This is a genomic window from Pseudomonas cremoris, assembly GCF_014230465.1.
Window position 1 is genome coordinate 179,196 of record NZ_JAAXCY010000013.1, and the last position, 14,070, is coordinate 193,265.

General features: G+C 60.8%; 10 protein-coding genes and 1 tRNA gene. 1 reads left to right on the forward strand and 10 read right to left on the reverse strand.

The window, feature by feature from the left end; all coding sequences use genetic code 11:
- Positions 1-3 precede the first annotated feature (3 nt).
- From pqqB to HF257_RS28150, 7 genes are all read right to left on the reverse strand, one after another.
- Complete coding sequence (gene pqqB, locus HF257_RS28120; RefSeq protein ID WP_185709262.1) at positions 4-915, reverse strand: pyrroloquinoline quinone biosynthesis protein PqqB; 912 nt, start codon at positions 913-915, stop codon at positions 4-6.
- A gap of 71 nt (positions 916-986) precedes the next feature.
- Positions 987-1,061 (reverse strand): pyrroloquinoline quinone precursor peptide PqqA, encoded by a 75-nt coding sequence (gene pqqA / locus HF257_RS28125; RefSeq protein WP_003194766.1) that lies wholly within the window; start codon positions 1,059-1,061, stop codon positions 987-989.
- A 159-nt stretch (positions 1,062-1,220) separates the two neighbouring features.
- Positions 1,221-3,575 (reverse strand): pyrroloquinoline quinone biosynthesis protein PqqF, encoded by a 2,355-nt coding sequence (gene pqqF / locus HF257_RS28130; RefSeq protein ID WP_185709263.1) that lies wholly within the window; start codon positions 3,573-3,575, stop codon positions 1,221-1,223.
- A 48-nt stretch (positions 3,576-3,623) separates the two neighbouring features.
- Complete coding sequence (locus HF257_RS28135; RefSeq protein WP_185709264.1) at positions 3,624-4,418, reverse strand: carbon-nitrogen hydrolase family protein; 795 nt, start codon at positions 4,416-4,418, stop codon at positions 3,624-3,626.
- Positions 4,419-4,428: 10 nt separating this feature from the next.
- Positions 4,429-6,120: a flavin monoamine oxidase family protein gene (locus HF257_RS28140; RefSeq protein WP_185709265.1), complete on the reverse strand. Its 1,692-nt coding sequence runs from the start codon at positions 6,118-6,120 to the stop codon at positions 4,429-4,431.
- Between the two features lie 146 nt (positions 6,121-6,266).
- Complete coding sequence (locus HF257_RS28145) at positions 6,267-6,713, reverse strand: Lrp/AsnC family transcriptional regulator (protein WP_185709266.1); 447 nt, start codon at positions 6,711-6,713, stop codon at positions 6,267-6,269.
- A 35-nt stretch (positions 6,714-6,748) separates the two neighbouring features.
- Positions 6,749-7,618 carry a LysR family transcriptional regulator gene (locus tag HF257_RS28150; protein WP_185709267.1) on the reverse strand — a complete coding sequence of 290 codons (870 nt, stop codon included), beginning with the start codon at positions 7,616-7,618 and terminating at the stop codon, positions 6,749-6,751.
- A 112-nt stretch (positions 7,619-7,730) separates the two neighbouring features.
- Here HF257_RS28150 and HF257_RS28155 point away from each other — a divergent pair, with 112 nt between their 5' ends.
- Positions 7,731-8,156, forward strand: a complete 426-nt coding sequence (locus HF257_RS28155) for a VOC family protein (RefSeq protein WP_185709268.1) — start codon at positions 7,731-7,733, stop codon at positions 8,154-8,156.
- Between the two features lie 45 nt (positions 8,157-8,201).
- On the opposite strand, the gene HF257_RS28160 is transcribed toward HF257_RS28155, so the two are convergent.
- From HF257_RS28160 to rpoD, 3 genes are all read right to left on the reverse strand, one after another.
- Positions 8,202-8,278 (reverse strand) — tRNA-Ile (locus HF257_RS28160).
- A 15-nt stretch (positions 8,279-8,293) separates the two neighbouring features.
- Positions 8,294-12,037, reverse strand: a complete 3,744-nt coding sequence (locus tag HF257_RS28165; protein ID WP_185709269.1) for an EAL domain-containing protein — start codon at positions 12,035-12,037, stop codon at positions 8,294-8,296.
- A gap of 135 nt (positions 12,038-12,172) precedes the next feature.
- Positions 12,173-14,023 (reverse strand): RNA polymerase sigma factor RpoD, encoded by a 1,851-nt coding sequence (gene rpoD / locus HF257_RS28170; protein WP_185709270.1) that lies wholly within the window; start codon positions 14,021-14,023, stop codon positions 12,173-12,175.
- Positions 14,024-14,070 lie beyond the last annotated feature (47 nt).

The window sequence follows — 14,070 nt, forward strand, 5'->3', positions numbered from 1 at the left end:
CTCCTACAATTCAATACTCATGCCGTCGTAAGCCACTTCGACATTGCGCCGCACCAGTTCCGCTCGCTCGGGGGAGTCTTCATCGAGGATCGGGTTGGTGTTGTTGATGTGGATAAGCACCTTGCGCTGCTCGGGCAATTGCTCCAGCACTTCCAGCATGCCGCCGGGGCCATTCTGCGCCAGGTGGCCCATTTCACGACCGGTACGGGTGCCGACGCCACGGCGCTGCATTTCATCGTCGTCCCACATCGTGCCGTCCACCAGCAGGCAATCGCTGCCCGCCATGATCTCCAGCAGCGGCGCATCGACTTTGCCCAGGCCTGGGGCGTAGAACAGTTTGCCGCCGGTGCGCAGGTCTTCGACGATCAGGCCGATGTTGTCGCCGGGGTGTGGGTCGAAGCGGTGCGGCGAGTAGGGTGGTGCGGCGCTGCGCAGCGGCAGCGGGGTGAAACGCAGGTTGGGGCACGCCGGGATGGTGAAGCTTGTATCCAGCTCGATGCGGTTCCATGCCAGGCCGCCGTTCCAGTGGGTGAGCATGGTGAACAGCGGGAAACCGGTGCTGAGGTCTTCGTGGACCATGTCAGTGCACCACACCTGGTGTGGACAACCTTCACGCAGGCTCAACAGGCCGGTGGTGTGGTCGATCTGGCTGTCCATCAGGATGATCGCGCTGATGCCGGTATCGCGCAGCGCACGGCCTGGCTGCATCGGCGCAAAGCTTTGCAGTTGCGCGCGGATATCCGGCGAGGCATTGCACAGCACCCAGTTCACGCCATCGTCGGAGATTGCGATGGAAGACTGGGTACGCGCGTGGGCGCGTAGGCTGCCGTCGCGAAAACCTGCGCAGTTCACGCAGTTGCAGTTCCACTGCGGGAAACCACCGCCAGCGGCGGAACCTAGAATCTGGACAAACATGGCAGCTCCATCAAGCAACGCTCAAAACAAAAACGCCCCGGGCGTACCGAGGCGTTGTATTACCCAGCGGATCAGCGGCTGGCGAAGTACATGGTGACTTCGAAACCGATACGCAGATCAGTGTAAGCAGGTTTGGACCAGGTCATATTCTTACTCCTACCAAGGGATGGGACTTTCACTACCAAGTAATACATATAGTCCATCTCCAATCGGAGATGTTCAGCTGTGTGCGTAGGAATAATACTCAGATCTACTCAAGTTAGCGCTGTCTCGATGGAAAAAGCCTGTTGCAGGGTTGGCAATGATCAGCCCCTCGACTGCCAGGATTCATCGACGACCGGGCCGTTGGCGACGCAAACCCAGCCGCCTGTAGCGTCGTTGAGTTGCTGGGCGGCGCGCTGCATATCGTCCTGCGTGCGGGTTTGGATCAGCTGTTGAAGCTCGCCCAGATACGCCGACGAATGGCCGGCCAAGCGAGCATGCCAAAGCAGCTCGGCAGCGCTGGCGACCGGAAGCGTCTGCGGGGCGAACTGTTGTGCTAGCGCCTGGTTGCCTGCGTCAGCGTTGCGGCGGATCAGCGCTGGCAATTGCTGCATAAACGTTTGCAGGTGGCCAATGATCCCTTCCACGGACACGCTGGGGGATTGCACGCCGAATAGCAGGCCGGTTTGCCCATTGATCTGTCGGACACCACTGAACACGGCGTAGCCGATCTGCAACTCTACACGCAGGCGCTGGTAGAACGGCCCCTGTAGCAGGTGCCCGAGCAGTCGCCACGCCGCCTCATCCGCCAAGGTTTGGCTGGGCGTGGGGCAAAACAGCAGCACGGCGGCCTCCTTGGAATCGGTCGTTACCTCGTGCCAGAGGCGTTGACCGGCCAAGTCGGGAACCTGATGTTCGAGGTTCGCGGGTTGCCCGGGCAACCGGGCCGCTGCTGTCTTGATCACTGCTTCAAGCGCGGCGGGGAAACCCAGGCCCAGGCCCTGCCAGCGTGCGTTAGCCCAGGATGCCTCGCTGTCTTGGGGTGCAATCTCGGTGCAGTAAACGGGCAGCGCCCTGAGCAGTTCCCGGATGGCGATCAAAGGTATTGCAGCCGGGAACGCTGGCTGCGCTTGATTCAGGCTGTGCACCAACGCTTCCAGCACCGCTGGCATTGGCTCGTGCAGCCCGGTGATGCTCACCCGCCAATCAGGGCCGATGGTTTCGAACGACACTTCAACGCCCGCCTGGCGCGCCTGCTCGCGCAACGGTTGCAAAGCACCTTCCAGGCCGGCGGGCGCGCCGCGCCATTGCAGGTACAACGCAGCTTCATCACCGTCATTTGCCACGGCTGGGCTGAAGGCCAGCGCCGACACTTCCTTGCGCCCCCGTGAACGGTCCTGCGCAAAGGTGCGCAAGCCTCGGTGAGCGCTGGTCTGGCCGCGAATCAGGCCCGCACGTTCTTCCTTCAACGGCGGGCGCAGGAATGGGTTGTTCGGTGGTAGCTGCCAAGTGTGTTGCGAAGGCGGCAGTTGCAAGGCGTCGAGCATGGTTTTGAGGGCTGTAACGGCCGGTTCCGAGAGGTTTTCGCTGTCGTGTCGAGCCAGCGCCAGTGCGCCCAGGGTCTGTTGTTGCCTTGTCGCCAGCAGGGCGAACTCTTCTCGCAGTGAAGTCCAGTCGCTGTGTGCGAAAAAGCTCAGCCAGTCGTGCAGTAATGCCTGGATCTGTGTCGCCGCTTCGTCTTGGGTGCCGAGGGTAAAGTCGATATCCAGTACCGCTTGCCCGGCGTAGTGATACACCACGCTCGCCTGCACGGCGGTGGCCAGGTCTCGTGCTTGCAGTTCAGCCAACAGCCCGCCCGGTGCCGAGGCGTTCAGCCAGGTGCAAAGGAACGCCAAGGCCTCACGGGGCGCATTGCCGATGATGACTTGATGCAGGTGATTGCCAGCGAGGTGTTGGTAGCCCTGCGCCTGGCCTGGCATCAATGCGGGCGGCGCGTCTTGTGGGCGTAGAGGCCCCGAGGTCAGCGCCTCGCTGAACCGCTGCGCCAAGGCTTCGAGTGCTTCCAGCGGCTGCGGGCCGGCAAGGCTCAAGGTCATCTGCCCGCTCTGGTAAAACTGCTGATGAAATTCCCGCAGTGCCTGCTGAAAGGCCTCGCGCTCCACCGGCAGGCTGTCGCGGTTGCCCGCATGAAAGCCGCGCAATGGATGACCCGCCGCCAGGCCCTCCAGCAACGCGACTTGCTGCTGCGCCTTGGCATCCTGGGACCAGGCGACAAACTCTGCGTGCAGCACTTCGCGTTCGCGCAGTTGGTCGTCGAGCGTCAGGCGCGGGTGGGTCAGCATATCGGCCAGCCGCTCCAACCCATCGGCAAAGGTCGGCTCCGGTAGCTCAAAGAAGAAGTCTGTGGTGCGTTCACGGGTGCTGGCATTGACCTGGCCGCCTTGGCGTTGCACGTAGGCCATCAACCCTTCGCTCGTAGGAAACCGTTCGGTCCCGAGAAACAACAGATGCTCAAGAAAATGCGCCAATCCTGGCCAGGCCAACGGCACATCATGGCTGCCGGCAGCCACCCGTAACGCAGCCGCGCAACGTTTTAAACGCGGCGCATGTCGCAGGGAAACTCGCAGGCCATTAGCCAGGGTTAGGTGAAGGTGATGAGAGGGGGCCGGCGCAGGCATGGGCACTTCCGAAACGTAGGAAGCGCCCATGCTAACAAACCCGAGGATTCAGGGCTTGTGCAGCGCGGCGTACAGTTCGGGGCGCCGGTCTTGCAGGTAGTGGTTGGCGGCACGCGCGTCGGTGATCGATTGGCGCTCCAGCGTACCGACAATCAAGGCTTCATCCAGGCCGGCCTGGGCGATGCGTTGGCCGTTTGGTGCGGCAATGCTGCTCTGCCCGCAATACTGGATCTCGCCTTCGTGCCCGCAGTAATTGGCATAGGCCACGTAACATTGGTTTTCGAAGGCCCGCGCCCGCACGGTGACATCCGCGACAAAGTCGAACGGCACCATATTGGCCGTGGGCACCAGGATCAGCTCGGCGCCGGCCAGGGCCAGGCGGCGGGTGTTTTCCGGAAACTCCAAGTCGTAGCAGATCAGGAAACCCAGCTTCCAGCCGTTGAGCTCCACCAGCGGGAAGTCATCACCCCCGGCACTGAACATTGAATGGTCAAGATCGCCAAACAGGTGAGTCTTGCGGTAGTTGCACAGGCGCTGGCCGTGGGCGTCGATCAACTGAATCGCGTTGTAGATCTGACCATCGTCGGCCCGCTCCGGGTAGCCATACACAATCGCCAGGCCAGCGCTTTTCGCCAGTTCGGCGATGGCCTGCGCGGATGGACCATCCTGCGCCTCGGCCAACGCGCCAACGGCCTCGGCACCGATGTTGTAGCCGCTGAGGAACATCTCTGGCAGCACCAGTACATCGGCATCGGACGCCTCATGCGCCAACTGATGCAGGCGCTTGAGGTTGCCGGCCACGTCCAGCGGCAGCGGCGGGCATTGGTACAAGGCGACACGCATGGTCAACTCCTTACTCGGCCAGGGCGATCGGGCCGATCTCATCGAACACATCGCCGGGGCCTGGGTTCTCAGGGTGAGTGCTGCCACCGAAGTGAGTCATGATGCCCCACACCGCATTCAGTGAGGTCTGCACGGCGCCTTCTACCCAGGCAGGGGTCCAGGATACGTCGTCACCTGCGATAAAAATCCCACGCTGTTCAGCGGGCATGTCCTTCTGCATGAAGTGCGCATACATACGCTGGTTGTAGCGATAGTGGCCCGGCAGTGCGCCTTTGAAAGCACCGAGGAAATGCGGGTCGGCTTCCCACGATACGGTGATCGGGTCGCCGATGATGCGCGCCTTGATGTCGACTTTCGGGTAGATCTTCTTCAAGGCATCCAGCGCCAGCTTCACGCGCTTGTCGATGGGCTGCGGGAGCATTTTCAGCGCGTCACTCATCCACGAGTAAGACAGGCAAATTACCCCCGGCTTGTCGTCACCGTTGTCGAACAGGTACGTGCCACGAGTCAGGCGGTCGGTGAGGGTCATGCTCATCAGGTCGCGACCGGTTTCCGGGTCTTTGTCCTTCCAGAACGGACGGTCGACCATCACGAAGGTTTTCGACGACTGCATGTAGCGCGTGCGGTCCAGGGCCATCCACATCTTTTGCGAGAACAGGGTTTCATCGCATTCGATCTGGGTGGTCAGCAGCCAGCTTTGGCAGGTAGTCAGCACGGCGGCGTATTCACGTGTATCGCCGTAGTTGTCGGTGACCGCAAAGCGACCATCGGCGGCGTGGGCAATGCGCTTTACACCGGCCCGTGGTGCACCGCGGTGCAGCGAGCTGAGGCTGGTGCCCGCCGGCCAGTGGGCGCAGCGCTCCGGCACATGGCGCCAGATGCCCATGGGAACCTGCGCCACGCCGCCGACCACGAGGTGTTGGTGGTCGTCGCAGTTGGTCATCACCACACGGAAGATTTCCAGCATGGAATTGGGGAAGTCCGAGTCCCAGCCGCCGGTGCCGAAACCTACTTGGCCGAACACTTCGCGGTGCAGGAACGACAACTTGGCGAACGCCTTGGACGTGGCGACGAAGTCATAGAAGGTGCGGTCGTCCCACAGCGGCACGAGCTTGTTCCACAGTTCCTTGAGGCGCGGTACGTCGCGGTCGCGAATGGCTTGCTGGATATCGCCGAACTGCGAGCCGGCCTCCAGGGCGTCGGCCCAGGCGTCCGCGACTTCCTGGAACAGCACCGGCAGGTCGGAAAGCTTTTGCGCGTAGTGGGTCTGGCCTTCGAGGTCGATCACCGTGCTGCCCGAGGCCGGAGTCAGCGGGTTGGGAAAGGGTTTGGTTTCCAGGCCGAGCTTGTCCACGTAGTGATAGAACGCGGTGGACGACACCGGAAAACGCATGCCGCCCAGCTCGGCGATGATGCCTTCGGCGCCTTCAAATGCCTGCGAGCGCAGGCGGCCGCCCATTTTCGAGGCTTCGTACACTACCGGCTTGAGGCCCAGCTTCATCAGCTCATAGGCGGCCACCAGGCCTGCGATGCCGGCACCGACAATCGCCACTTCGGCGCCATGGTTGGCGGTAGGAATACTGCCCAGACCTGCCGGGTGTTCGATCCAGTCATCAAAGGCAAACGGGAAGTCCGGGCCAAAGATGGTGATGGGTTTTTTACCGTCTGCAGGGTGGCGATTGTTTTTCTTGGATGGGTTCATGGCTGACCTGGCTGGCAACTCGGCGGGGCACGACCCGCTGAGTATAGGAAAAGATGGCAGCCAGTTTAGGGAGCGTAGCGTTCGTTAATAAGACGCAAAGTGTCGTCGGATTGAATTGTTTTTGGTCAAAGTGACGAAGTGGGTGGTCAGACTGGCTGACCGCGATCCAATTTGCTGCTGAGGATGATCGACGTGGTGGTTTTTTCTACGCCGTCGACGCTGCCGATCTGGTCCAGCAGTTGATCAAGCTGCTCTGGCGAATCAGTACGCAGCCAGGCTACATAATCGAACTCGCCGCTGACCGCGCACAATTGCTGGACCTGCGCCATGGCGCTCAGCCTGCGCAGCACTTCTTTGCCTGAGCGCGCTTGCACGGTGATGCCCACATAAGCCTGCAAGCCGCCGTCGACGACCCGTTGGCCCAGGCGCACACCGTATCCGGTAATCACTTGGGTTTTTTCCAGGCGTGCCAGGCGCGACGTCACCGTGGTGCGTGCGATACCGAGCTGCCGGGCAAGCATGGCCACGCTTTCACGGGCGTTGATCTGCAGGGCGGCGATCAGTTGGCGATCGATTTCATCTAGGACGGGCAAGGGAAGCTCCGGATCGGGCGGCAATGGGCGGCATGTTACAGGCTTGCATCGGCCAGCAGGCAGCGGGCGAACAACTGCGGCACCGGCAAATGGCGTTGGCTGTAGCGGCTGAGCAGGATGATCTCGCGGTAAAACGTCTGGCTGCCCAGTGGGATGATTCGTACTTTGGGCGAGCGCTCCAGCCACAGGCCGGCCCGAGGAATCAGCGACACGCCCAGGCCACACTCGACCATCCTGACGATAGCTTCCAGTTCGTCGAGCTCCAGCGCTACCTGCACCTCGAGCTTCTGTTCGCGCAAGAAGCGACTGACCAACCGTCCGCCAAACGAGGCGCGGTCATAGCGCACATGGGGCTGGGTGCTGAGCAAGTGCAACGGGTCATCACCCGCCAGGGAGTCCGGCACGATCAGCACAAATGGCTCCCTGCGCACCTCCTGCACATGCAACTCCTTGGGCAGCTCAAAAGGCGGGCGAATGATGATCGCCGAGTCCAGCTCGCCGGCGTCCACCTGGCTCAACAACTCAAGGGACACGCCCGGCACCAGCTTGCACTCCAACGCCGGTGCGGCTTGGCGCAGGCGTACCAGCGCCTGGGGGAGCAGGCCGGTCTGGGCGGTGCCAATGGCACCCACCTTCAATTCGCCGCGGTACTCATTGGCATCCACCGGCACCGCCATGCGGTTGAAGGTCTCCACGATCTCCTTGGCCATCGGCAATGCACGCACACCGGCAGCATTCAACATGGCCTGGCGTCCGGTGCGGTCGAACAACGGCACACCGAGCGCCTGTTCCAGCTGGCGAATCTGCGCACTCACCGCAGACTGCGTCAGCCCGATGTGCATGCCCGCTGCCGCAAACGTGCCATGGCGGGTTACGGCGATAAAGGTCTTCAATTCGCGGAGCATGGACGTCTCGACTGATCGAAATAATTTGAGCTCGGCGCAAAAACTATCGTCTTTTCATCGAATCAGGCAAGGCTAAACTCAATGCACTTAATGCCCTTAGAGGTTAGACCTGATGACACTTGCGCCTTTTCACCTCGCCATTCCGGTATACGACCTGGCCGCTGCGCGGCACTTCTATGGGGAAGTATTCGGACTGGAGGAAGGTCGTTCCAGCGACCATTGGGTCGACTTCAACTTCTTCGGCCACCAGTTGGTGATTCACGAACACCCGAAAACCGCGTCCCAGGAATCGGCGCATACCAACGCAGTCGACGGCCACGACGTGCCCGTACCGCATTTTGGTGTGGTGCTGGGCTGGGACGATTGGCAGGCCCTGGCGGAACGCCTGCAAGCGCGAGAAACGAAGTTTGTGCTGGAGCCGCACATTCGCTTCAAGGGGCAGGTGGGGGAGCAGGCGACGTTGTTTCTGTTTGACCCGTGCGGCAATGCGCTGGAGTTCAAGGCGTTCAGGGATATTGGGCAGTTGTTTGCGAAGTGAGGCTGCCAGACACACAAAAGCCGCGCAATGCGCGGCTTTCTTGTTTGGTGGGCCCACACGGACTTGAACCGTGGACCAAAGGATTATGAGTCCTCTGCTCTGACCAACTGAGCTATAGGCCCTTAACAGGTCGCGGATTATAGCGATGGTTTCTCTGCTGTGCTATCCGAAAAATCCTCAAGGCTCATACGAAGGAAGGTAGCGGCAAAGAGTTCAGGCGGCAGGGGCAGGCTGACGATGTAGCCTTGCATCTGTTCGCAGCCCTCCGCCGCGAGGAAGGCTTGCTGCGCGGGGTTCTCTACGCCTTCGGCAATGATGGTGAATTGCATGCTGTGGCCCAGGGCGATGATGGCGCGCACGATGGCGGCGTCGTGGGGGTCGTCGGGCAGGCCGCGGACGAAGGATTGGTCGATCTTCAGGAAGTCCAGCGGCAAGCGCTTGAGGTAACTGAGGGACGAATAGCCGGTGCCGAAATCGTCAATGGCCAGTTGTACGCCCAGCCGCTTGAGCTGGTGCAGGACCTCCAGCGCCTCCTCGGCCTGGCTCATGATGAAGTTCTCGGTGATCTCCAGTTGCAGGCAACCGGGCTCCAGGTGGTAGTCGTGCAACAACTGTTCGATGCGCGACAGCAGGTTGGGATGGCGCAGTTGCGCGCCCGCGAGGTTGACCGAGAGAGTGCCGAAATCATCAAAGGCGCCTTGCCAGGCGTGCATTTGTCGGCAGGCCTGTTCCAGTACCCAATCGCCAATCTGCAGGATCATGCCGTTCTCTTCGGCCAGGGCGATGAAGTGTTCGGGGGGCACGTCGCCAAAGGTCGGATGACGCCAGCGGATCAACGCTTCGGCGCCGATCAGTTCCTGTGTGGTCAGGCTCATCTTGGGCTGGTAGTACAGGCTGAGCTCGTCGCGTTCGATAGCGCGGCGCAGTTCATGTTCCAGGGCCACGCGCTCGTTGGCCTGGGCGGTGAGGTCGCGGGTGTAGCTTTCGACCCGGTTGCGGCCCTTGGCCTTGGAGCGGTACATCGCCGCGTCGGCGTTTTTGACCAGCGTGGCGACGTCGGTGCCGTCCTGCGGATACAGACTGGTGCCAATGCTGGCGCTGATAAAGAACTCATGTTCACCGGCCTGGAACGGCGGCGTGAAGCAGGCCAACAGTTTGTTCGCCAGGTGCGCAGCGTCGTTGGCATGTTGCAGGCCGGGTAGCAGGATGATGAATTCGTCGCCGCCCAGGCGCGCCACCGTGTCGATGTCCCGCAGTTGCTCCTTGAGGCGCACGGCAATGTCCTTGAGCAGCAAGTCGCCAATCGGGTGGCCGAGGCTGTCGTTGATGTGCTTGAAGCGGTCGAGGTCGAGAAACAGCACGGCGCCCTGTTTGCCGGTTTCCTGTTGGCCGTTGAGTGCGGCTTGCAGCCGGCTTTCGAACAGCGTGCGGTTGGGCAGGCCGGTCAACGGGTCGTGGTGCGCTTGATAGTCCAGCCGGGCCTGGGCCAGCTTGAGGCTGGAAATGTCGGCAAACACGGCGACGAAGTGCGTGATCAGTCGCTCGCGGTTGCGCACCGCGCTGATAGTCAGCCAACTGGGGTACAGCTCGCCGTTCTTGCGACGGTTGGAGATTTCTCCCTGCCAATGCCCCTGGGCCGTCAACTGATGCCACATGGCGGCGTAAAAGGCGCTGTCGTGCAGACCCGAGGCGAGCAGGCGCGGCGTTTGGCCAAGGGCCTCGGCTTCGCTGTAGCCGGTGATCTCGCTGAAGGCGCGGTTAACGGCACTGATGTTTTGCCGGGTGTCGGTGATCAGTACACCTTCGGCAGTGCTCTCGAACACGGTGGCGGCCTGTTGCAGTTTTTCCTGCATGAGTTGCCGTTCGGTGATGTCACGGGCGATGGTGAGCATGCAGTCTTCATCGCCAATCGGCAGCGGGCGACTGGACAGTTCGCACAGGCGAATCATGCCGTCGGCACGACGAATATGGCAGATGAAGTCACGGACAAAGCCATCACGCTGCATCAGTTCCAGCATGTGCTTGCGTTCGTTGAGGTCGACCCATATGCCCAGATCCAGGGTTGATTGGTCGAGGGATGTCGCGCTGGTGAAGCCGGTAATGCGGCTAAAGCCATCATTCACTTCAATCAACAGGCCATCACGCTGGCGGCTGAGCAGCAGCCCGTCAGGGGACGCATGGAAGGCCTTGGCGAATTTTTCTTCTGAGGTTTGCAGCAGCTGCTGGGTTTCCTTGAGCTGGGTGATGTCGCGCACCACGACTACCAAGGCTTCAGTGGTGTCGAGTTGGAACGGCTCGGCGGAGATCAGGCCAGTAAAAGCCTGGCCATTGCTGCGCAGGAATGGCATCTCCAGATTGCGAATGCTGGTGGTCTGCACCCGTTGCAACAGATCGGGGCCGACGCCTTGAACGCCCCAGATATTCAGCTCGGTGGCGGTTTTCCCAACCACGTCTGCGGCGGTGAGCCCGATCTGGTCTTCGAAGGCTTTGTTCACTTCCAGCAGGCAACCATCCGACAGCCGGGCGATGACCAGAATGTCCGGGCATTGTTGGAACACCGAGGCAAACTTCTGCTCGGACAGTTGCAATGCTTCTTCCGTGCGCTTTGCCTCGCTGATGTCGATCATCAGGCCGCGCAGCACGGGTTCATGGCCATGTTCGATCAGGCTGACGATGTCCCGTACCCACAGGCAGCGGCCGTCGGCCGTGATCACCCGGTAGTCGACGCTGTGGTCTCGATTGGCGCGGGTCTCGCGAAAGCAATAGGCTTCGGTGCGCGTGAGGTCGGCGGGGTGGATAATGTTGCGCCAGAACCCTGGAATCAACCAATGGGCGCGGGGATACCCCAGCAGTTCCTCGGCATGGGGTGATACGTAGCTGTAGGTGAAGTCGGTGACGTTGGCCTCCCAGGCAATCGCGGACAGGCTCTCCACCAGGCCGCGATAGTGGTATTCGCTGCTGCGCAGTTCCTGTTCCAGCGCGACCCTGCGGGAAATTTCCGAGCTGAGGCGGCGATTGATCCGGATCACGATGGCTAACACGGTACTCAGCAGCAGTACCGCAGGCAAGCCGTAGGTCAGCAGGTCGGTCCAGAACGCGCGGTGGTCGGTGAAGCTGCCTACCCAGTGTTGCTGGATGGCGTCTGTTTCTTCTGGGCTCAGGTCGGCCAGGACTTTATCCAGGATGCCCACCAGCATTTTGTTGTCGCGGGGCACGCCCATCGCCAATTGGTAGCGGTAGGGCGTTTCGCCACTCACATATAAACCATCGAGTTTGAGTTGGCGCAGGCTCCACACGCTGGATGCCAGGTCGCCGACCACGGCATCGACTTCGTCGGTGGCCAGTGCTTGCAGCGTCGAGCTGACATTCGGCATGGCCACCAAGTTGAGGTCGGGGTGGTGGGTTCGCAGTAATTCATGGGGTGCGTAATTTTCGACCACGGCAATTTTCAGCCCGTAGAGGTCCTTGAGGTTGTGCGGCTTGGCGCCACCCTCATGGGCAAGGATCACGATGGGGAAGTCCAGGTAGGGTCGTGTGAACGCCATATAGCTCTGGCGCTCAGGTGTGGACATGATGCCCGGCAGCAGGTCGAGCTGGTTGTTCCTGGCCTGCTCGAGCACGGCGCTCCAGCTGGCTGGCTCAATCAGTTTGATTTGAACGCCCAGGCGTTCCTGGATCAGTCGCACATAGTCAGCGGCCAGGCCCTGGTAGTGGCCTTTTTCATCACGGTATTCGAAGGGTGGCCACGAGGCGTCCACCCCCAGTTTCAGCTCCTGATGGTCCGCCAGCCAGCCACGCTCATCGTCGGTAAGAGTCAACGCGCCAGCCGTTGCGGTCCAGGTCAGCAGCGACAGCAGTAACACGGTCGGCAATCTGGGCATAACGGTCTCGTTATGGCACGGGGAATGTTTCGAGTGTAGACGGGCATTGCGGGGGAGGGGTGTTGCGCAGCGGTTAACCGATAGAAAGGAACCGATAGAAAGCAAAACCCCCGGCCTGGGCCGGGGGTTCTGTTATCACTCGTCGAGGAAGGAGCGCAGATGCTCGCTTCGCGTCGGGTGGCGCAACTTGCGCAGTGCCTTGGCTTCGATCTGACGGATCCGCTCACGGGTCACGTCAAACTGCTTACCGACTTCCTCGAGGGTGTGGTCGGTATTCATGTCGATGCCGAAACGCATGCGCAGTACCTTGGCTTCACGGGCAGTGAGGCCGGACAGTACGTCGCGAGTCGCTTCCTTGAGGCTCTCAACGGTAGCAACATCGATTGGCGACTGCATGGTCGAGTCTTCGATGAAGTCACCCAGATGGGAGTCTTCGTCATCACCGATCGGGGTTTCCATGGAGATCGGCTCTTTAGCGATCTTCAATACCTTGCGGATTTTATCCTCAGGCATTTCCATGCGTTCACCCAGCTCTTCCGGGGTCGGTTCGCGACCCATTTCCTGCAACATCTGCCGGGAAATACGGTTGAGCTTGTTGATCGTCTCGATCATGTGCACCGGAATACGGATGGTGCGGGCCTGGTCGGCGATCGAGCGAGTGATCGCCTGACGGATCCACCAGGTGGCATAAGTCGAGAACTTGTAGCCGCGACGGTATTCGAACTTGTCCACAGCCTTCATCAAGCCGATGTTGCCTTCCTGGATCAGGTCGAGGAATTGCAGGCCACGGTTGGTGTACTTCTTGGCGATGGAGATCACCAGACGCAAGTTCGCTTCAACCATCTCTTTCTTCGCGCGGCGGGCCTTGGCCTCACCGATCGACATGCGACGGTTGATGTCCTTGATCTCGGCAATCGTCAGACCGGTTTCGGTCTCAAGTGCAGTCAACTTCTGCTGGCAACGGATGATATCCGGCTGCAGGCGGCCAATGGCTTCGGCGTATTTCGCCTTGCCTTTGGCCAGGGCATCGGACCAGCTCTCGTCAACTTCGTTGCCCGGGAACTGGCGCAGGAAGTCGGCACGCGGCATGCGCGCATCACGGACACAGAGCTGCATGATTGCACGCTCTTGTGCACGCAGACGCTCAAGGGCGCTACGAACGCGTTCAACCAGGCCTTCGAATTGCTTCGGTACCAGCTTGATCGGCATGAACAGCTCAGCCAGGGCCAGCAGCTCGGCAATTGCCTGCTTGTTGGCGCGACCGTGCTTCTTCAATGCTTTGCGGGTGATTTCCATTTGATCGGAAACCGCACCGAAACGCTGGGCAGCGATGATCGGGTCTGGACCGCTTTCGACTTCTTCTTCGTCATCGCTGCTGGCTTCAGCATCGTCGTCGTCGGAGTCATCGTCCGCTTTCGCGGCTTTGGCATCGACAGGCGGCGGTACTTCGGCAGCAGGCGGCGCGATGCCATCGTCCGGGTCGATATAACCGCTCAGGACGTCGGACAGGCGGCCACCTTCGGTGGTGACGCGAGTGTACTCGGAGAGAATGTGGTCAACCGTGCCAGGGAAGTGCGCGATTGCGCCCATCACTTCACGGATACCCTCTTCAATACGCTTGGCGATTTCGATTTCGCCTTCGCGTGTCAGCAACTCGACGGTGCCCATTTCACGCATATACATGCGCACAGGGTCAGTCGTGCGACCGATGTCGGTCTCCACCGCTGCCAGCGCGGCAGCGGCTTCTTCAGCGGCTGCCTCGTCGGTATCGGCGTCGGCCAACATAAGGGCGTCCGCATCCGGAGCACTCTCGTGTACGGGGATCCCCATGTCATTAATCATGCGGATGATGTCTTCCACCTGCTCTGGATCTGAAATATCCTCAGGCAGGTGGTCGTTGACCTCTGCGTAAGTCAGATACTTCTGCTCACGACCAAGGGTGATCAACTCTTTGATACGAGACTGCTGTTGCGCTTTTCCGGACATAACACCCTATCCACTGAAGGTCTTGGCGGGCAAAAAACAAGCCGAGG